General features: G+C 61.6%; 19 protein-coding genes. 8 read left to right on the plus strand and 11 right to left on the minus strand.

Going from position 1 to position 18,150, the window contains the following annotated elements:
• Positions 1 to 125 precede the first annotated feature (125 nt).
• From rplS to ffh, 6 genes are all read right to left on the minus strand, one after another.
• Positions 126 to 680 (minus strand): 50S ribosomal protein L19, encoded by a 555-nt coding sequence (gene rplS / locus HX899_RS14495; RefSeq protein WP_181292723.1) that lies wholly within the window; start codon positions 678 to 680, stop codon positions 126 to 128.
• Between the two features lie 287 nt (positions 681 to 967).
• On the minus strand, positions 968 to 1,699 hold the full coding sequence (gene trmD, locus HX899_RS14500; RefSeq protein WP_094087177.1) for a tRNA (guanosine(37)-N1)-methyltransferase TrmD: 732 nt from the start codon (positions 1,697 to 1,699) through the stop codon (positions 968 to 970).
• The gene (gene rimM, locus HX899_RS14505) at positions 1,699 to 2,268 is read right to left on the minus strand and encodes a ribosome maturation factor RimM (RefSeq protein ID WP_012759372.1); all 570 of its coding nucleotides are present in this window, start codon (positions 2,266 to 2,268) and stop codon (positions 1,699 to 1,701) included. The genes trmD and rimM overlap by 1 nt, the downstream gene beginning before the upstream one ends.
• Positions 2,269 to 2,381: 113 nt before the next feature.
• Entirely contained in the window at positions 2,382 to 2,753 is a 372-nt protein-coding gene (rpsP, locus tag HX899_RS14510; RefSeq protein ID WP_012759371.1) for a 30S ribosomal protein S16, read from the minus strand.
• A 49-nt stretch (positions 2,754 to 2,802) separates the two neighbouring features.
• On the minus strand, positions 2,803 to 3,123 hold the full coding sequence (locus HX899_RS14515) for a chorismate mutase (RefSeq protein WP_003543666.1): 321 nt from the start codon (positions 3,121 to 3,123) through the stop codon (positions 2,803 to 2,805).
• A gap of 16 nt (positions 3,124 to 3,139) precedes the next feature.
• Positions 3,140 to 4,726: a signal recognition particle protein gene (gene ffh / locus HX899_RS14520; protein ID WP_138331848.1), complete on the minus strand. Its 1,587-nt coding sequence runs from the start codon at positions 4,724 to 4,726 to the stop codon at positions 3,140 to 3,142.
• A 494-nt stretch (positions 4,727 to 5,220) separates the two neighbouring features.
• Between ffh and HX899_RS14525 the strand changes: the two genes are divergently transcribed.
• The 6 genes from HX899_RS14525 to HX899_RS14550 all read left to right on the plus strand — a co-directional run bounded on the left by HX899_RS14525 (position 5,221) and on the right by HX899_RS14550 (position 10,656).
• A complete protein-coding gene (locus tag HX899_RS14525) occupies positions 5,221 to 5,445 on the plus strand; it encodes a hypothetical protein (RefSeq protein ID WP_017962453.1) in 225 nt (74 codons plus the stop codon).
• Between the two features lie 117 nt (positions 5,446 to 5,562).
• Positions 5,563 to 6,468, plus strand: coding sequence for a diaminopimelate epimerase (gene dapF, locus HX899_RS14530; protein WP_171600220.1), 906 nt, complete (start codon positions 5,563 to 5,565; stop codon positions 6,466 to 6,468).
• Positions 6,465 to 7,739, plus strand: coding sequence for a tRNA (N(6)-L-threonylcarbamoyladenosine(37)-C(2))-methylthiotransferase MtaB (gene mtaB, locus HX899_RS14535; RefSeq protein ID WP_180194871.1), 1,275 nt, complete (start codon positions 6,465 to 6,467; stop codon positions 7,737 to 7,739). Before dapF ends, mtaB begins: the two co-directional genes overlap by 4 nt.
• 16 nt (positions 7,740 to 7,755) lie before the next feature.
• Positions 7,756 to 9,351, plus strand: a complete 1,596-nt coding sequence (gene ftsY / locus HX899_RS14540) for a signal recognition particle-docking protein FtsY (protein ID WP_181292724.1) — start codon at positions 7,756 to 7,758, stop codon at positions 9,349 to 9,351.
• 76 nt (positions 9,352 to 9,427) lie between these two features.
• Positions 9,428 to 10,072, plus strand: coding sequence for a septation protein A (locus HX899_RS14545; RefSeq protein ID WP_003543660.1), 645 nt, complete (start codon positions 9,428 to 9,430; stop codon positions 10,070 to 10,072).
• Complete coding sequence (locus HX899_RS14550) at positions 10,069 to 10,656, plus strand: DUF2585 domain-containing protein (protein WP_138331843.1); 588 nt, start codon at positions 10,069 to 10,071, stop codon at positions 10,654 to 10,656. The genes HX899_RS14545 and HX899_RS14550 overlap by 4 nt, the downstream gene beginning before the upstream one ends.
• Before the next feature lie 147 nt (positions 10,657 to 10,803).
• On the opposite strand, the gene HX899_RS14555 is transcribed toward HX899_RS14550, so the two are convergent.
• The 5 genes from HX899_RS14555 to ccmA all read right to left on the minus strand — a co-directional run bounded on the left by HX899_RS14555 (position 10,804) and on the right by ccmA (position 13,931).
• Positions 10,804 to 11,412, minus strand: coding sequence for a DsbE family thiol:disulfide interchange protein (locus tag HX899_RS14555; protein ID WP_181292725.1), 609 nt, complete (start codon positions 11,410 to 11,412; stop codon positions 10,804 to 10,806).
• Positions 11,409 to 11,588 carry a heme exporter protein CcmD gene (gene ccmD / locus HX899_RS35085; protein ID WP_012759361.1) on the minus strand — a complete coding sequence of 60 codons (180 nt, stop codon included), beginning with the start codon at positions 11,586 to 11,588 and terminating at the stop codon, positions 11,409 to 11,411. The genes HX899_RS14555 and ccmD overlap by 4 nt, the downstream gene beginning before the upstream one ends.
• Positions 11,589 to 11,590: 2 nt before the next feature.
• Positions 11,591 to 12,352, minus strand: a complete 762-nt coding sequence (locus HX899_RS14565; protein WP_062941328.1) for a heme ABC transporter permease — start codon at positions 12,350 to 12,352, stop codon at positions 11,591 to 11,593.
• Between the two features lie 48 nt (positions 12,353 to 12,400).
• Complete coding sequence (ccmB, locus tag HX899_RS14570) at positions 12,401 to 13,060, minus strand: heme exporter protein CcmB (protein WP_171600215.1); 660 nt, start codon at positions 13,058 to 13,060, stop codon at positions 12,401 to 12,403.
• 226 nt (positions 13,061 to 13,286) lie between these two features.
• Positions 13,287 to 13,931, minus strand: coding sequence for a heme ABC exporter ATP-binding protein CcmA (gene ccmA, locus HX899_RS14575; RefSeq protein WP_181292726.1), 645 nt, complete (start codon positions 13,929 to 13,931; stop codon positions 13,287 to 13,289).
• A gap of 262 nt (positions 13,932 to 14,193) precedes the next feature.
• Here ccmA and acnA point away from each other — a divergent pair, with 262 nt between their 5' ends.
• The gene (acnA, locus tag HX899_RS14580; protein WP_181292727.1) at positions 14,194 to 16,884 is read left to right on the plus strand and encodes an aconitate hydratase AcnA; all 2,691 of its coding nucleotides are present in this window, start codon (positions 14,194 to 14,196) and stop codon (positions 16,882 to 16,884) included.
• 236 nt (positions 16,885 to 17,120) lie between these two features.
• Positions 17,121 to 17,861, plus strand: coding sequence for a thioredoxin family protein (locus HX899_RS14585; RefSeq protein ID WP_003543652.1), 741 nt, complete (start codon positions 17,121 to 17,123; stop codon positions 17,859 to 17,861).
• Positions 17,862 to 18,150 lie beyond the last annotated feature (289 nt).

Below are 18,150 nucleotides of genomic sequence, written 5' to 3' on the forward strand. Positions count from 1 at the left end.
AACGGCAAAAACTGTCACGGAAGATAGGCCTGAGGCAAGGCCGTCGGCTGCGCACCGAAGCAAAAAATAGAAAAGGCGACCCGAAGGCCGCCTTTCCAAGCAAAGAATTTTGCGTGGCGCAGATCTTATTCTGCTGCCGGTTCCGCTGCAGCGGCGGTTGCTTCTGCGGCGGCCTTTTCAGCGGCGGCCTTGGCTTCCGCAGCTTCTGCTGCTGCCCTCTCGGCGGCGAGCGCCTGAGCTGCTGCAACCTTTTCAGCTTCGATGCGTGCCTTTTCCTCGGCAATGGCGGCGCGCTCGGCGTCGTTGAGCTTGCGGGCGCGGACGCCGGTGTCTTCAACGATACGGGCAGACTTGCCGCGGCGGTCGCGCAGGTAATAGAGCTTGGCGCGACGGACCTTACCGCGGCGAACGACGTCGACGCTTTCGATCATCGGCGAGTAGACCGGGAATACGCGCTCGACGCCTTCGCCGTAGGAGATCTTGCGGACCGTGAAGTTTTCCTGCAGGCCGCCGCCGGAGCGGGCGATGCAGACGCCTTCATAGGCCTGAACGCGGGTACGGGTGCCTTCCGTGACCTTCACGTTGACGCGGACGGTGTCGCCCGGAGAAAATTCGGGAAGCGTGCGCTTGGCTTCGATCTTGGCGGCCTGTTCGGCCTCAAGCTGCTGAATGATGTTCATCGTCTTAACCTTTGGTTCTTCTGAAACAGCCAGAGCGCTCAACACTGATCCTTCGGAACTGGCCTCAGGACTTTGCCCGTCAAGGGCGGGAGCGGATTCGCCATTCTTTGTTTGCTGGCAGACGGGGATAAACCCCATTTCCGCGTGCGCCAATACACGAAAGGCCACGGCTTGTCATCCCTTGGACGGCATTTTTGTGAAAAGGGCTGCGAAATCAGCCGTTTTTCTCACTTTATAGCGCCGCGCGTGTTTTCAGACGGCGCAAAGGACGCTGTAACATTTTGAATCTACGCATCGTGCTTTCCGAAATTCGATCCCGATTTCGGGGTCAATGCGTCAGCCTTTTCCAGCAAATCCGGCCGCCGCTCCCGCGTCAGCCGCACCGCTTCCTGATGCCGCCATTTCTCGATGGCGCCATGGTTGCCCGAGGTGAGGATCGCGGGGATTTCCCGGCCTTCCCATTCCTGCGGCCGGGTATAATGCGGATGTTCCAGCAGTCCGCCTTCGAAGCTTTCGTGCAGGCCGGAAAGATCGTTGCCCATGACGCCAGGCAGGATGCGGATGATGGCATCGAGCACGATCAGCGCCGCCGGCTCGCCGCCTGATAGGACGTAGTCGCCGATCGAGACCTCTTCCAGTCCGCGCGCCTCGATCACCCGCTGGTCGACACCCTCGAAGCGGCCGCAGACGATGATGACGCCGTCGCCCGCGGCGAGTTCGCGCACACGCTCCTGCGTCAGCGGCCGTCCGCGCGGGCTCATCAGCAGCCGTGGGCGGGTATCGTTTTCTGAGGCGCTGTCGATCGCACGCGCAAGAACGTCGGCCTTCAGCACCATGCCGGCGCCGCCGCCGGCCGGGGTGTCGTCAACGGTGCGGTGCCTGTCGGTGGCGAAGTCGCGGATCTGCACCGTGTCCAGCGACCATTGCCCCCGCTCCATCGCCTTGCCGGCGAGCGAGAAGCCCAGATGCCCCGGAAACATTTCCGGATAAAGAGTCAGCACGCTCGCCCGGAAAGCCATTACTTCTTCTTTTTCGGCTTGTCGGGAGTGAATTTCGAAAGCTCTTCGGGATCCTCGACCAGTCCCGCCGCCAGCGGATCGATCAGCAGCGTGCCGGCCTCGAGGTCGATCTCCAGCACCGAGGCTTCGGAGAAGGGGATCAGCACCGGGCGCTTGCCCGGACCTTTGAGTTCCAGCAGGTCGCCGGCGCCGAAATCGAAGACGCCGGTGACGGTGCCATAGCTGACGCCCTTGTCGTCGCGTGCCTCGAGCCCTTCGAGATCGGCATAGTAGAACTCGTCGTCCTCCAGCTCCTCGTCCGGCAGGTTGTCCCGCTCGATATAGAGTTCAAGCCCGTTCAGAGCCTCGGCGGCATTGCGGTCGTTGACGCCGCGGAAACGGACGACGACGACATTCTTCATCTCGCGGATTTCGAGGACTTCGAAGCTGCGGCCGTCCATGCTGTGCAGATGGCCGTAGTCGCCAAGCGCACCGGGATCGGCCGTATAGGCCTTGGCGCGCACCTCGCCCCGGAGGCCCTGCGCGCCACCGATCGTCGCCATCAGAACGGGGTTTTCAAGCTTGGTCATGGGTTCCTTCATGTGAAGCCGAAAGACAGGTTTCTCATAAACGAAGTGCGTGCGATTGGAAACGAAAACGGGCGGCATGTCGCCATGCCGCCCGTTCGAAGGGGGTGTCGCGATTATTCCGCGGCGTCTGCAGCAGCAGCGGCGGCGTCGGTGACCTTCTGAGCCTTTTCGGCGGCGCGTTCCTGGGCGCGCTTGCCGGGCTTTGCCTTGACCGGGTTGTTCTTGACTTCGCGCTTGGCAACGCCTGCCTCATCCAGGAAGCGCAGAACGCGGTCGGTCGGCTGGGCGCCGTGTTCGATCCAGTGCTTGATGCGCTCGGCGTTCAGCTGAACGCGCTTCTCATCGTCCTTGGCAAGCATCGGGTTCCAGGAACCGAGGTTTTCGAGGAAGCGGCCGTCACGCGGGCTGCGCGCATCGGCGAGAACGACGTGGTAATACGGGCGCTTCTTGGAACCACCGCGGGCGAGACGAATTTTCAGTGCCATGTTCTTTACTCCTTGGGCTTTTCTTGACCGCTTTTTTGAGCGGTACGGGTTATCGGGCTGCAGCGCTCTGTTCAGCGTGATCCGCAGCGATCTGCTCATGATGCCGGATGACTTCCTTGATGACGAAGTTCAGGAACTTCTCGGCGAAATCCGGGTCCAGATTGGCGGCTTTCGCCAGCTGGCGAAGGCGTTCGATCTGGTATTCCTCGCGCGCCGGGTCGGCCGGCGGCAAATTGTATTTGGCCTTCAGCACGCCGACCTCTTTGGTGCAGCGGAAGCGTTCGGCCAGCATGTGCACGAGAGCGGCGTCGATATTGTCGATCGACTGACGATAGCTCGCGAGCTGGGCTTTGACGTTTGGATCAATCATGGGGCAAGCGATCCTTTCACTTCTTCTTCGGCAATCCGGGCAATCCCGGGAAACCACCGCCAAGGCCCGGCAGCTTGGCGCCGCCGAGGCCCGACAAACCACCCGGCATACCGCCGAGACCGGGCATGCCCCCACCCGGTTTTCCAAGCCCCGCCGCTTCCGCCTGCTTCTGCAAGGCCTCGAGCTGTCGGGGATCGATATTCGAGAGATCGGGCATGCCGCCACCCATGCCGCCCATGCCGCCGCCGAGGCCCATCTTGCCGGCAAGGCCGCCCATCATCTGCTTCATCATGCCGCCTTTGCCCTTGCCGCCCATCATCTTCATCATGTCCGCCATCTGGCGGTGCATCTTCAGAAGCTTGTTGATGGCGGCGGCATCGGTGCCGGAACCGGCGGCGATGCGCTTCTTGCGCGAATGCTTGAGCAGGTCGGGATTGGTGCGCTCGGCCTTGGTCATCGACTGGATGATGGCGATCTGGCGGCCGAAAAGCTTGTCGTCGAGGCCGGCTGCGGCCATCTTGTCCTTCATGCCGGCCATGCCGGGCATCATCCCCATGATGCCGCCCATGCCGCCCATCTTCTGCATCTGGCGCAGCTGGTCGGCGAGGTCGTCGAGATCGAACTTGCCCTTGGCCATCTTGGCGGCCATGGCGGCCGCCTTCTCGGCGTCGATGTTTTCCGCCGCGCGCTCGACGAGCGAGACGATGTCGCCCATGCCGAGAATACGGTCGGCGATGCGGCGGGGATGGAATTCCTCCAGCTCGCTCATCTTCTCGCCGACGCCGATCAGCTTGATCGGCTTGCCGGTGACGGCGCGCATCGAAAGGGCGGCACCGCCGCGGCCATCGCCGTCCATGCGGGTCAGCACCAGACCGGTGATGCCGACGCGTTCGTCGAAACTGCGGGCGAGGTTGACGGCGTCCTGACCTGTCAAACTATCGGCGACCAGCAGGATTTCATGCGGGTTCGAGCGCTTCTTGATGTCGGCCATCTCGACCATCAGGGGCTCGTCGATATGCGTACGGCCGGCGGTATCGAGGATGACGACGTCATGGCCGCCAAGCTTTGCGGCTTGAACGGCACGAGCAGCGATATCGGTCGGCGACTGGCCTGATATAATAGGCAGCGTGTCGATATTGGCCTGGGCGCCGAGCTGGCGAAGCTGCTCCTGGGCTGCCGGACGGCGCGTGTCGAGCGATGCCATCAGCACCTTCTTCTTCTCGCGCGTCGACAGGCGATGGGCGATCTTCGCCGACGTCGTCGTCTTACCGGAGCCCTGCAGGCCGACCATCATGATGACGACAGGGGCAGCGGCATGAAGGTCGACGCCAACGCCTTCGCCGCCCAGCATCTCGATCAGTTCGTCATGCACGATCTTGACGACCATCTGGCCGGGCTTGATCGACTTCAGGATCTCGGCGCCGACGGCCTTTTCACGCACGCGGTCGGTGAAGGAACGGACGACGTCGAGCGCGACGTCGGCCTCCAGCAACGCACGGCGAACCTCGCGCAGCGCTGCGGAAACATCGGCTTCCGAAAGCGCGCCACGGCCTGTCAGTCCATTCAGAATGGATCCAAGACGGTCCTGGAGGTTTTCAAACATCGGCTCTTCCTTGATACGTTTCGGGCGGGTTCTTACCTGCCCGGAAACGTCGTGCTTTTCCTTGACGAAAACAAGACGCAAAGCCAAAAAGCACCCGAGGGCGCATCGCGCTGTCGGGTGTTGACCTCCGGGATCTTAAGGTTCCCGGTCGGCGGCTCGGAGTCGTGTGGCTCGTCGCGGATTGGGCGCGATAAACAGGAAAGCCGCGCGAAAGTCAAGGCAATGCGGACAAATGACCGCATGACCGCCGTCTCAAAACCCAGGTGACGAGAGGGCGCTAGTGTCTCATCCAGCGGTTGCAGCAAAAGTACATACTCAAACAAAGTGATGTAGTGGCTTGCGCAATCCGCCAACGCTTCAGGTTTTGCCGACAAATATTGGCACTCCGGCGGCCGAATTCGCTGTCAACGCCAGTTGCAAATTATTCTGCTTATGATTCTACTTTCTACTTAAGTGCGTCCTGTAAAATGATTCGTGAATATCCTTGATGCCGAATGAATCGGCGGAGATATCGAATGCTAAATGCTGATATTGAGAGCTGGGCGCTGGCGCGGGCCCATCATATTGTCCTGAACGAAGGCCTGAATCTTGCCAAGGCGGCACAGGATCTGGATCGCAAGCGGTCCCGCTCGCTGGTCTACGAGCTGAGAAAGGTCATCACCGCAGCTATTGTCGAAGCCCATGCTGCGTCCTTCGATCCCGACGGTGCACAGCGGTAAAAGCTGAACTGCTGCCTCGAAGGGTCAGCGGGCCGCAACACCTGCCCGGCACTCACCCACTGGTAATTCCTTCGCATTTCCGCCATATACAGCGGAAAGACAGACGGAATGATACCCATGAGCGCAACGGTCGAATTTGCGAGGATGAACGGGCTTGGCAACAAGATCCTGGTCGTCGACATGCGCGGCCGGCCGGACAAGGTGACGCCGGCGGCGGCGGTCGCGCTCAATGCCGATCCCCAGACTGAGTTCGATCAGATCATGGCGATCCACGATCCGAAGGCCGAAGGCACCGATGCCTTCATCGATATCCTGAATTCAGATGGCTCGAAGGCGCAGGCCTGCGGCAACGGCACGCGCTGCGTCGTGCAGGCGCTTGCCGCCGAGACCGGCAGGAAGGCGTTCACCTTCCAGACGGTTGCCGGCATCCTCAACGCCGTCGAGCACGAGGACGGGACGATCTCCGTCGATATGGGCCGGCCGGTCTTCGATTGGGACAGGATCCCGCTGGCGGAAGAATTCCACGACACCCGCCGCATCGAGTTGCAGATCGGTCCGATCGACAATCCGGTGCTGCATTCGCCGTCGGCAATGTCGATGGGCAATCCGCATGCGATCTTCTGGGTGGACAGGGACGTGATGTCCTATGATCTCGCCCGCTTCGGACCGCTGCTCGAAAACCATCCGATGTTTCCCGAGCGCGCCAATATCACGCTGGCGCAAGTGACGTCGCCGACATCGGTGACGACGCGCACCTGGGAGCGCGGCGCGGGACTGACGCTCGCCTGCGGCTCGGCTGCCTGTTCCGCCGCCGTCAGTGCTGCACGCACCGGCCGCACCGGCCGCAAGGTGACGATCAATGTGGCAAGCGCCAAGCCGCCGGCCACGCTTTCCATCGAATGGCGCGAGCGCGACGATCATGTCATCATGACCGGCCCGGCCGAATGGGAATGGTCGGGCAGGGTCGATCCTTCGACCGGTCTCTGGTCGCGCGATGGTACCCGAGAGGCGGAGGCGCAGTGAGCGGCGTCGAGGTCATTACCTTCGGCTGCCGCCTCAACACATATGAATCCGAAGTGATGAAGGCGCAGGCTGAAAAGGCCGGGCTCAACAACGCCATCCTGGTCAACACCTGTGCGGTGACCGGCGAGGCCGTGCGCCAGGCCCGCCAAGCGATCCGCCGGGCGCGGCGCGACAATCCGCATGCCCGCATCATCGTCACCGGCTGCGCCGCGCAGACGGAAAAGCAGACCTTCGCCGCGATGGCGGAGGTCGATGCCGTGCTCGGCAACGAGGAGAAGCTGACCAGCGCCTCCTATCGTAGCCTGCCGGATTTCGGCGTTTCGGCCGAACAGAAGCTCCGGGTCAACGACATCATGAGTGTCAAGGCGACGGCGCCGCAGATGGTCAGGCATATCGACGGCCATGTGCGTGCCTTCATCCAGGTACAGAACGGCTGCGATCATCGCTGCACCTTCTGCATCATTCCCTATGGCCGCGGCAATTCCCGCTCCGTACCGATGGGAGCCGTCGTCGATCAGGCCCGCAATCTCGTCGACGGCGGTTATCGCGAGATCGTGTTGACCGGCGTCGATGCAACCAGCTATGGCGGCGATCTGCCCGGCGCCCCGACGCTCGGGCTTCTGGCGAAGACGCTGCTGAAACAAATCCCCGATATCCGCCGCCTGCGGCTTTCCTCGATCGACAGCATCGAGGCCGACGCCCATCTGATGGATCTCATTGCCGACGAACCCCGCTTCATGCCGCATCTGCATCTGTCGCTGCAGCATGGCGACGATATGATCCTGAAGCGCATGAAACGTCGGCATCTACGTGCCGATGCGTTGCGTTTCATCGAGGATGCGCGCCGGCTTCGCCCCGAGATGAGCTTCGGCGCCGATATGATTGCGGGCTTTCCCACCGAAACCGAAGAGATGTTCGAGAATGCCGTGAGGCTGGCGGAAGAGGCTGGCATCGCCCATCTGCATGTCTTCCCCTACAGTCCGCGTCCCGGCACACCGGCCGCCCGCATGCCGCAGCTCGACCGGTCGCTGGTCAAGGATCGCGCCGCAAGGCTGCGCGCCGCTGGACATAGGCTGCATCAATCCCATCTCGATCAGATGATCGGAACCCGGCAATGGCTGCTTGTTGAAAACAACGGCCTGGCGCACACGGAGAACTTCACGCTGGTCGCGGCCCCTAGCCTTCGTCCCGGCGAACTTGTGCCGGTCACGATCACCGGCCACAATGGCAAGCATCTCGACATGCAATTGACGGCCGCAGCCGCGGCCTGACTTTCACGGAATCCTCATGGCGCTCAGTTTCATCAAAAAGGTCTTCACCTTCGGCAAGCCGGCTGAAGAACCTGTGCCTGCGGCCGTGGAAAGGGAGCTGGAACCACGTTCGCGCGACGAAGATCTGCCAATCGCGGATGATCCTGTTCTTCCGGAAGAAATGGATACGGCCGGCGGACCGGCTGCCGATATCGGCGAGGGCGGGGTCGAAGCACCGGTTGCTGAAGATGATGTCGAACCCTCAATCCTGCCCGCCGCCGACCAGCTGAGCGATATGGGTGTCGTGCCGCTTTCATTGCTGGAAGCCGAGGCAGCAGCGGAGGCGGAGGCTGAAAGCCAGACGGTCGCCGAAACCGTTACGGAAATACCCGCTTCTGTCCCTCTGGAACATCTCCCGCACGAGGCGGCAGATCCTGTGGAGACCGGAGCGCTGGAACAGCCGGCTGACCTCGAAGAGATCGTCGAAAAGCGTCCGGAAGAGGTTCCGACCGAGCCGGAAGAGATTCCGACTGAGGATGACGCAGAGCTGGATTCGCCCTCCCAGCCAATCTCCCCAGCTGTGGGGGAGATGCCCGGCAGGGCGGAGGGGGTTAACCCCATGGCAGAACCGGAGATTGGTTCTCCCATCCTCCCCAGAGGCTTTGCCACCGGCCCGAAGGTCGTCGAGCCGGAGCCCGTTGTCCTGCAGCCAAAACTCAGCTGGTTCCAGCGCCTGCGTAATGGCCTTGCACGCACCTCTTCGCAGCTGACCGGCCAGATCACCGCGCTCTTCACCAAGCGCAAGCTCGATGACGAGACGCTGCAGGATCTCGAAGACCTGCTGATCCAGGCCGATCTCGGCGTCGAGACCGCCATGCGCGTCACCGATACGCTCGCTTCCGAGCGTTATGGCAAGGATGTCACCGGCGAGGATGTCAGCCGCATCATGGCGTCGGAAATCGCCAAGGTGCTGAAGCCGGTCGCCAAGCCGCTGCAGCTCGACCTCTCGCACAAGCCGCATGTCATCCTCGTCGTCGGCGTCAACGGCACCGGCAAGACCACGACGATCGGCAAGCTTGCGGCAAAGCTTTCCGGCGCCGGGCTGAAGGTGATGCTGGCTGCCGGCGATACGTTCCGTGCGGCGGCGATCGAGCAGCTGAAAATCTGGGCCGACCGGACGAAATCCGAATTCATCGGCACCAAGCTCGGCGCCGATGCCGCCGGCCTTGCCTATGATGCCTTCGAACAGGCAAAGGCGAAAAAATGCGACGTGCTGATCGTCGATACCGCCGGCCGCCTGCAGAACAAGGCAGAGCTGATGGCCGAACTCGAGAAGATCGTGCGCGTGCTCGGCAAACTCGATCCCGATGCGCCGCATACCGTGCTGCAGACGCTTGATGCCACGACGGGGCAGAATGCGCTCAGCCAGGTCGAGATCTTCCGCAACGTCGCCGGTGTCAACGGGCTGATCATGACCAAGCTCGACGGCACGGCGCGCGGCGGCATTCTCGTCGCCATCTCCGCCAAGCACAAGCTGCCGGTCTATTTCATCGGTGTCGGCGAGGGCGTCGAGGATCTGGAGCCGTTCGAGGCCGAGGATTTTGCCCATGCCATTGCCGGACTTGGGCAATGATGCCACAGATATGCCGCCGAAAGCCTGCAAGGCACGGCCGGAAACAGGTTTCCAGGAAAACAGGTTTGAAGAACGCATGAGCACCGAAAGCGATATCACCCCGTCTGCTGCCGACCGGCATCACCCGCTGCTGAAACTGGCGCTGGAACTCGGGCCGCTGATGATCTTCTTCTTCGCCAATCTGCGCGGCCAGTGGCTGGTGGAGACCTTTCCGGCTCTTTCCGAATTGGGCGGACCGCTGTTCGTCGCGACCGGGCTCTTCATGGCGGCGACGATCATCTCGTTGATCGTTTCGAAGATCGTGCTCGGCCATCTGCCGATCATGCCTTTTGTATCGGGCATCGTCGTCGTCATCTTCGGCTCGCTGTCGATCTGGCTGCAGAACGAGACCTTCATCAAGATGAAGCCGACCATCGTCAACGCGCTCTTCGGCGTGGCGCTGCTCGGCGGGCTGGCCTTCGGCAAGTCGCTGCTCGGCTATGTCTTCAACGCCGCCTTCCAGCTCGATGCCGAGGGTTGGCGCAAGCTCACTATCCGCTGGGGCATCTTCTTTCTCTTCCTTGCCGTGCTGAATGAAGTCGTCTGGCGCAATTTTTCCGACGGTACCTGGGTCGCCTTCAAGGTCTGGGGCACGATGCCGATCACCATCATCTTCACGCTGGCGCAGATGCCGCTGGTGCTGAAGCATAGCGTCAACCTGGAAACGGAAGGCGAGAAGTGAGCGCTGTCGACTTAGAATCTCGCGTAAGACACCAGAACTTCTGGTTCGTCGCCTGCCTTGTGGTCCTGGTCATTCAGATCGCTGCCGAATTTATGATGGGCCGCGTGCCGATCTGCGCCTGCGGTTATGTCAAGCTGTGGGAGGGCGGGGTCAATACCAGTGGCAATTCGCAGCATCTGTCGGATTGGTATACGCCGTCGCACATCATCCACGGCTTCCTGTTCTACGGGCTCGCCCATCTCATCCTGCGCGGCAAGCCGTTGGCGGCAAAGCTGCTGCTGGCGCTCGTCATCGAATCCGGCTGGGAGCTGCTCGAGAATTCACCTCTCATCATCGACCGCTACCGCACGGCGACCATCGCGCTCGATTATTACGGCGACAGCATCCTGAATTCGGCGATGGACACCATCTTCATGTGCGTCGGCTTCTTCTTCGCGCGGCGCGCGCCGGTGGCGCTGACGGTGGCGATTGCCATCTTCTTCGAGATTTTTACCGGCTACATAATCCGCGACAACCTGACGCTCAACATTGTGATGCTGATCTGGCCGGTGGAGGCGATCAAGGTCTGGCAGGGCGGGGGTTAAGACCCCTCCCCACAAGGGGGAGGGACTAACTCGTGGCACCGCCTCGCAAACCAGACCAACTCACTGGATGTTCGATAGGACGCACGGCAAGAGCCGCACGTTAAGTCCCTCGCCCTTGTGAGGAGGGGTCTTTTGTGGATCACTCACTCAGGAAGTCGGCTTGCCGAGCGCCTTTTCCATCGCTGGAAACAACCCTTCCTTCAGGCTGATATCGTCGAAGGGGCCGACGCGCTTGTAAAGGATCGTGCCGTCAGGCCCGACCAGATAGCTTTCCGGAATGCCGTAGACGCCCCAGTCGATTGCCGCCTTGCCGTTCGGATCGATGCCGATCGCCTGATAGGGATTGCCGAGCTCGCCGAGGAAACGCAGGGCGTTGTCGCTCTGGTCCTTGTAATTGATGGCGACGATATTCAGCCGTCCGTCCTTTGCCAGTTCTTTCAAGACCGGATGTTCATCGCGGCAGGGGAGGCACCATGAGGCGAAGACGTTGACGAGGGTCAGCTTGCCCTTGATTGCCGCATCGGTCAGCGCCGGCAGGTTGGCGCCGTCGAGCGGCGGCAGGTTGAGCGCCGGCGCCTTGGTGCCGATCAGGGCGGAGGGAATTTCGGCGATGTTCTTGCCATGGAAATCCTGGTCGTAGAGCATCTTTGCGGCCGTTGCCGCAATGCCGCCGAAGACGACGAGCGGCAGCAGCGCCAATGCGTAGCGGCTCAGCCCGCGCGGCTTGGCGGCGGTGCTTTCCGGCGTGTCGTTCATTCGCCATCCCCCACACTGTCCTTGGGGCGCGCCGAACGGCGGCGGATGCCGGCAGCCTCAAGGGCTGCAAGTTCCCTGCGGCGGGCGCGGCCGTCGGCCCAGGTCCAGGCCGTGACGGCGATCGTCACCAGGGCTGCAAAGCCATAGGAAGCGTAGACGTAGAAGGCATGCGTCACGATTAATCCTCCCGGCTCGCCATGCGGGCGGCAAGGCGGCGCTGGGCGGCAATGCGGCGGCGCCAGATCTCGTTCCTCATCGCCATGATGTGCAGCGTGAAGAAGAGCAGGGTGAAGGCGATCGCCATGATGAAGAGCGGCCGCAGGAATTCCGGATCGATCGCCGGGCCATCGAGGCGCAGCACGCTTGCCGACTGGTGCAGCGTGTTCCACCACTCGACCGAGAATTTGATGATCGGGATGTTGACGAAGCCGACGAGGATGAGCACGGCGCTGACGCGCGCGGCCTTCGACGGATCGTCGATGGCGCGGCCGAGCGCAATCAGCCCTAGATACATCAGGAATAGAATGAAGACGGAGGTCAGCCGCGCATCCCAGACCCACCAGGTGCCCCACATCGGCTTGCCCCAAAGCGAACCGGTGACGAGGGCAAGCAGGGTAAAGGCGGCCCCGAGCGGGGCTGCGGCCTTGGCGGAGACATCGGCCAGCGGATGACGCCAGACCAGCGTACCGATCGCCGAGACGCTCATGATCGTATAGCACATCATCGAAAGCCAGGCCGAGGGCACGTGCACATACATGATGCGTACGGTCTCACCCTGCTGGTAATCGCCTTCGGTGGCGAAGCTCAGATAGAGACCGACCGCGAAACAGAGAGCGGTGATGCCGGCCAGCCACGGAATGGCGCGCGCCGCCAGCGCCAGAAACCGCGTCGGATTGGCGAGATCACTGAATTTGCTGATGGCAAGGCTCGTTTCGCTCATGTCCGCTTCCTTACCTTGATCCGGCTTTTCCCGCAATCGAATGGCCCATCAATCCGCTGTGTTTCGCAGCGCCAGGGCGGCGGCTGCCGGGCCGATGACCGCGAAGAAGAGTGTCAGCGCAATGAGGATCAGGAAGGGCGGCAGGAAGGGGGCGGGATCCTCGACTGCGGCATAGGTGGCGCTGACGCCGAAGATCAGCACCGGGATGGTCAATGGCAACACGAGGATCGAGACCAGCAGGCCGCCGCGGGGCAGCGCCACGGCAACGGCAGCACCCACGGCGCCGATGAAGGTGATGGCGGGCGAGCCGACTAGCAGCGTCAGTATGGTCGCGCCGATCGCGGTCTCGTCCATGTTCATGAAGAGGCCGAGCAGCGGCGAGGCGATGACCAGCGGCAGGCTGGTGGCCGTCCAATGGGCGAAGCATTTGACCAGCACGGTGAGGACGAGCGGTGTTTCCTGCATCAGCATCAAGTCGAGCGATCCGTCATCGCGCTCGGCCTGGAACAGGCGGTCGAGGCCGAGAAGGGCGGCGAGCAACGCGCCGATCCAGACAATGGCGGGGCCGATGCGCGACAGCAGTTTGAGATCGGGACCGACGCCGAAGGGAATGACGGCGACGATGGTCAGGAAGAACAGCACGCCGATCAGCGCACCGCCGCCAGCGCGAATCGAGAGTTTCAGGTCGCGGAAGAAGAGGGCGGTCATGCGGGGCGGCTCTCTAGATGTGCGGTGGACGGGGCACCCCCCTCTGCCCTGCCGGGCATCTCCCCCACAAGGGGGGAGATCGGCTGGATGCTCTTGCTTCCCCAAACAATCGGCCATCCAAATCGGCAATCCGGTTGCGAGGCGGGAAAGCTGAGCAGCTTGTGATCTCTCCCCCTGTGGGGGAGATGCCCGGCAGGGCAGAGGGGGGTAGCCACACCGAGATACATCAACCCCATATCCCCGCATCCACGCCGGCAAAGCCCGTCATCTTCAATTCCTGCGCATTCCTCAGCCCCAAGGGCTGATGCGTTGCCGCCAGCACGATGCCGCCCTTTTCCAGATGCGTCATGATCAAATCGGCAAACAGCCGGTCGGCGGTGGCGTCGAGTGCGGCGGTCGGTTCGTCGAGGATCCAGACGGGGCGGTGGGCGACGAGCAGCTTGGCGAAGGCTATCCGGCGCTGCTGGCCGGCGGAGAGATAACCGAAGGGAAGGTGGGTGATGCCGGAAAGACCGACGGCGTCAGTGGCGTCCTCGACGGAAAGGGCGGCGGAGCCTGTATCGCCGAGAAAGGTGCGCCAGAAATCGAGGTTTTCTGCAACCGTAAGTTCACCCTTCATCGCATTTCGATGGCCAAGGTAGTGGCTGACCTCGCCGGGATCCCTGCCTCCCAGGCTCTCTTCGCCGTGAAATATGACAGTGCCTTTTTCCGGCCTGAGGAGGCCGGCGACGACACGCAGCAAAGTGGACTTTCCCGATCCATTTTTTCCGGTCAGGACAAGCGCCTCGCCGGCCGCCAAGTGAAAGGAAATGTTAACGAAAATGAGATCCTCACCGCGCCTTGCAGCCAGATTTTCGGCGGTGAGATGCATGCGTCGGCTCTTTCCTGGTTTCGGCTTGCAGCGGGGTCAAAAAATGTCCGATTTTGACTGTGCTCGGGTATGGCAAGTTTTTAGGAAATTATCTATAAGACCTGCAACCACGCCAGCGGTCGGCGTGAATTTCATCCTTGCGCCGAACTTGGAGCGTCTGTTCCACGTGCGGACAGCGGAAATGGCCGTACCCGCATCCTGATGTGCATTAAGTGCATAGGCGTTCGCACGACTGTGTTGGCTATCAGAAACGGGGTATCTCGTGTCTAAATCTCTTGACAGTTTCAATTGTCGTTCCACGCTTTCCGTCAACGGGAAGGACTATGTCTATTACAGCCTGCCCAAGGCTGAGGCAAACGGTCTGGCCGGCGTGTCGAAGCTTCCCTATTCGATGAAGGTGCTGCTCGAAAACCTGCTGCGCTTCGAAGACGGCCAGTCGGTCACCAAGGAACACATCCTGGCTGTCGCCGAATGGCTGAACAACAAGGGTGCGGTCGAAAACGAAATCGCCTATCGCCCGGCGCGCGTGCTGATGCAGGACTTCACCGGCGTTCCCGCCGTCGTCGATCTTGCCGCGATGCGCGACGCGATGGTGTCGCTCGGCGGCGATCCGGAGAAGATCAATCCGCTTGTTCCCGTCGATCTCGTCATCGACCACTCCGTCATCGTCGACGAATTCGGCACGCCGCAGGCTTTCGCCAGGAATGTGGAGCTGGAATACCAGCGCAACGGCGAGCGCTACCGCTTCCTGAAGTGGGGCCAGCAGGCCTTCAAGAATTTCCGCGTCGTGCCTCCCGGCACCGGTATCTGTCATCAGGTCAATCTCGAATATCTCGGCCAGACCGTCTGGACCAAGGAAGAGGACGGCGAGACGATCGCCTATCCCGATACCTGCGTCGGCACCGACAGCCACACGACGATGATCAACGGTCTCGGCGTTCTCGGCTGGGGTGTGGGCGGTATCGAAGCGGAAGCTGCGATGCTCGGCCAGCCGGTCTCGATGCTGCTGCCCGAAGTCATCGGCTTCAAGCTGACCGGTAAGCTCAAGGAAGGCGTCACGGCGACCGACCTCGTTCTCACCGTCGTGCAGATGCTGCGCAAGAAGGGCGTCGTTTCGAAGTTCGTCGAATTCTTCGGCCCCGGTATGGACAACATGCCGCTCGCCGACCGCGCGACGATCGGCAACATGGGTCCGGAATATGGCGCGACCTGCGGTTTCTTCCCGGTCGACGGCGAAACCATCAATTACCTCACCATGTCCGGCCGCACGCATGACCGGATCGCGCTCGTCGAAGCCTATTCGAAGGCGCAAGGCATGTGGCGCGAGGGCGATGGTTCCGAGCTCGTCTTCACCGACACGCTGGAACTCGATCTTAACGACGTCGTGCCGTCGATGGCCGGCCCGAAGCGTCCGGAAGGCCGCATTTCGCTTGAGAATATCGCGACCGGTTTTGCCGGCTCCATGGATGCCGACTACAAGAAGCCCAGCCAGTTGAACAACCGCTATGCGGTTGAAGGCACCGACTTCGATCTCGGCCACGGTGACGTGGCGATCGCTGCCATCACGTCGTGCACCAACACGTCCAACCCGTCAGTGCTGATCGCCGCCGGCCTTCTCGCCCGCAACGCCGTTGCCAAGGGCCTGAAGACGAAGCCGTGGGTGAAGACCTCGCTGGCACCTGGAAGCCAAGTCGTCGGTGAATATCTCGCCAAGTCGGGCCTGCAGGCCGACCTCGACAAGCTCGGCTTCAACCTCGTCGGCTTCGGCTGCACCACCTGCATCGGCAATTCCGGCCCGCTGCCGGCACCGATCTCGAAGACGATCAACGACAAGGGCCTCATCGTTTCCGGCGTTCTCTCCGGCAACCGCAACTTCGAAGGCCGCATCTCGCCCGACGTGCAGGCGAACTATCTCGCATCCCCGCCGCTGGTCGTCGCTTATGCGCTTGCCGGTACGGTGCAAACGGATCTGACCAAGGAGCCGATCGGCGAGGACCAGAGCGGCAACCCGGTTTATCTCAAGGACATCTGGCCGACCTCGAAGGAAGTTCAGGAATTCATCCTGAAATACGTGACCCGCGAGCTTTACGAAAGCAAGTACGCCGACGTCTTCAAGGGCGACGTCAACTGGCAGGCCGTTCAGATCCCGCCGGGCCAGACCTATGCCTGGGACGACAATTCGACCTATGTGCAGAACCCGCCCTACTTCGTCGGCATGGGCAAGAAGGGCAGCGGCGTTTCCGACATCAAGGGCGCCCGCGTCCTCGGCCTGTTCGGCGACAAGATTACCACCGACCACATCTCGCCGGCCGGTTCGATCAAGGCGGCATCGCCGGCCGGCGCCTACCTGATCGACCACGACGTCGCCGTTGCCGATTTCAACCAGTACGGCACGCGCCGCGGCAACCATGAAGTGATGATGCGCGGCACCTTCGCCAATATCCGCATCCGCAACCACATGCTCGGCCCGAACGGCAAGGAAGGTGGCTACACCATCCATTACCCGTCGAAGGAAGAGACCTCGATCTACGACGCCGCGATGCAGTACAAGCAGGAAGGTGTGCCGCTCGTCATCTTCGCCGGTGTCGAATACGGCAACGGCTCCTCGCGCGACTGGGCTGCCAAGGGCACCAACTTGCTCGGCGTCAAGGCGGTGGTCGCCCAGTCCTTCGAGCGCATTCATCGTTCGAACCTGGTCGGCATGGGCATCATCCCCTTCGTCTTCGAAGAGGGCACGACCTGGCAGAGCCTCGGCCTCAAGGGCGACGAACTCGTCACCATCGAAGGTCTGGAAAAGATCAAGCCGCGCGAGAAGAAGATCGCCAGGATCACCTATGGCGACGGCACCGTGAAGGAGGTTCCGCTGCTGTCGCGCGTCGATACGCTCGACGAGGTGATCTACCTCAACAATGGCGGCATCCTGCAGACGGTTCTGCGCGATCTCGCTGCCTGATTTTTAAGAGACTTATTTGATAATAGCCGCCGGAAAGCAATCTCCGGCGGCTTTTCTTTGGTGCGACGACAGTATTTGGACGGGCTCACGATGATTTGTTTTATGCAAGTTCCCGTCGAGCTACGTCTCACCCGTTCGTGACTTTTCGTTTGGACCCGGAAGGATTATTCGTACGTTCATATGTCAGGGCCCCCGGTTCAAACATGCCGTCGGCGCTGAAAAAGAGGTGCAGGTGAATGTCCCCCCGTTTTTTGATTCCGCTGATTGCCGGCGTTGTTCTCTCAGGCCCGCTACAGGCCGAAGACGGCACGCCGAAAGGTGTCGTCGAACTCTTCACGTCGCAGGGCTGCTCCTCCTGTCCTCCCGCTGATGCCGCTTTCCGCAAGCTGGTGAACCAGGGCGATGTCATTGCGCTCGCCTATCATGTCGATTACTGGAACTATCTCGGCTGGGCCGATACGCTGAGCTCCAAGGAAAACACCGAGCGGCAGTATGGCTATGCCAAAACGATGGGCCGCAGCAACGTCTACACGCCGCAGGCCATCGTCAATGGACGCGACCATCTGGCCGGCGCCGATCTGAATGGCATCAACAGCAAGATCGACACCTATAGCAGCGAAGGCAACGGGCTGACCGTTCCGATCAGTGCCGCGATGCGCGGCGACGAGCTGGAGATCAAGATCGGCGCGGGACAGGGCAAAGCCAATGTCGTCATGGTCTATTTCGATAAGGAAAAGACGATCGACGTCGAAAAAGGCGAGAACAGCGGCCAGAAGATCTCCTATCTGCACAGCGTCACCAATGTCGAAACCGTCGGCATGTGGGACGGCAAGGCGACCAGTCTGACGCTGCCGGCCAGCGTCCTGCAGCGGCCGCAGCTCGAGGGCTGCGCCATCCTGCTGCAATCGGCGACCGCAGACGGCGATCCGGCGGCGATCCTTGGCGCGACCGTGGTGATGGCTGGCAAAAATATCTGAGATTCATCCGGTTGCGGATGAAGTGCTGGGGCGGCCCGGCCGAGCGTATTCGGGGCTGGGGTTAAGGTCGATACGCTCCGCCGGGCCCTTTGGCGCGCTGGCGCCAAACTGGAATTCATAAATCTCCTGCAAATGAGGCGCTGTTTTGACTGAAATGCGGCGCTGCGGAGAAAGCGTTGACCTGTCCAGCGCATCATGCTTTCCGAAAATCGAACCCAACTTTCGCAAGACATGATGCGCTGACTCAAAGTGCTACAGCGTCCTTGCGCGAGAGACGTGCGGCGGAATG

The sequence above is a fragment of the Rhizobium sp. WYCCWR 11146 genome, from assembly GCF_013591995.1.
Classification (GTDB): domain Bacteria; phylum Pseudomonadota; class Alphaproteobacteria; order Rhizobiales; family Rhizobiaceae; genus Rhizobium; species Rhizobium indicum.

Excerpts from the sequence above, each read along its gene's own strand:
- HX899_RS14525 (WP_017962453.1), top strand. The coding sequence starts at position 5,221 with ATGAATCGGCGGAGATATCGAATGCTAAATGCTGATATTGAGAGCTGG.
- rpsP (WP_012759371.1), bottom strand. The coding sequence starts at position 2,753 with ATGGCACTGAAAATTCGTCTCGCCCGCGGTGGTTCCAAGAAGCGCCCG.
- HX899_RS14565 (WP_062941328.1), bottom strand. The coding sequence starts at position 12,352 with ATGAGCGAAACGAGCCTTGCCATCAGCAAATTCAGTGATCTCGCCAAT.
- ccmA (WP_181292726.1), bottom strand. The coding sequence starts at position 13,931 with ATGCATCTCACCGCCGAAAATCTGGCTGCAAGGCGCGGTGAGGATCTC.
- dapF (WP_171600220.1), top strand. The coding sequence starts at position 5,563 with ATGAGCGCAACGGTCGAATTTGCGAGGATGAACGGGCTTGGCAACAAG.
- ccmB (WP_171600215.1), bottom strand. The coding sequence starts at position 13,060 with ATGACCGCCCTCTTCTTCCGCGACCTGAAACTCTCGATTCGCGCTGGC.
- rimM (WP_012759372.1), bottom strand. The coding sequence starts at position 2,268 with ATGACCAAGCTTGAAAACCCCGTTCTGATGGCGACGATCGGTGGCGCG.
- ftsY (WP_181292724.1), top strand. The coding sequence starts at position 7,756 with ATGGCGCTCAGTTTCATCAAAAAGGTCTTCACCTTCGGCAAGCCGGCT.
- trmD (WP_094087177.1), bottom strand. The coding sequence starts at position 1,699 with ATGGCTTTCCGGGCGAGCGTGCTGACTCTTTATCCGGAAATGTTTCCG.
- HX899_RS14515 (WP_003543666.1), bottom strand. The coding sequence starts at position 3,123 with ATGATTGATCCAAACGTCAAAGCCCAGCTCGCGAGCTATCGTCAGTCG.
- HX899_RS14545 (WP_003543660.1), top strand. The coding sequence starts at position 9,428 with ATGAGCACCGAAAGCGATATCACCCCGTCTGCTGCCGACCGGCATCAC.
- HX899_RS14555 (WP_181292725.1), bottom strand. The coding sequence starts at position 11,412 with ATGAACGACACGCCGGAAAGCACCGCCGCCAAGCCGCGCGGGCTGAGC.
- rplS (WP_181292723.1), bottom strand. The coding sequence starts at position 680 with ATGAACATCATTCAGCAGCTTGAGGCCGAACAGGCCGCCAAGATCGAA.
- HX899_RS14585 (WP_003543652.1), top strand. The coding sequence starts at position 17,121 with ATGTCCCCCCGTTTTTTGATTCCGCTGATTGCCGGCGTTGTTCTCTCA.
- ffh (WP_138331848.1), bottom strand. The coding sequence starts at position 4,726 with ATGTTTGAAAACCTCCAGGACCGTCTTGGATCCATTCTGAATGGACTG.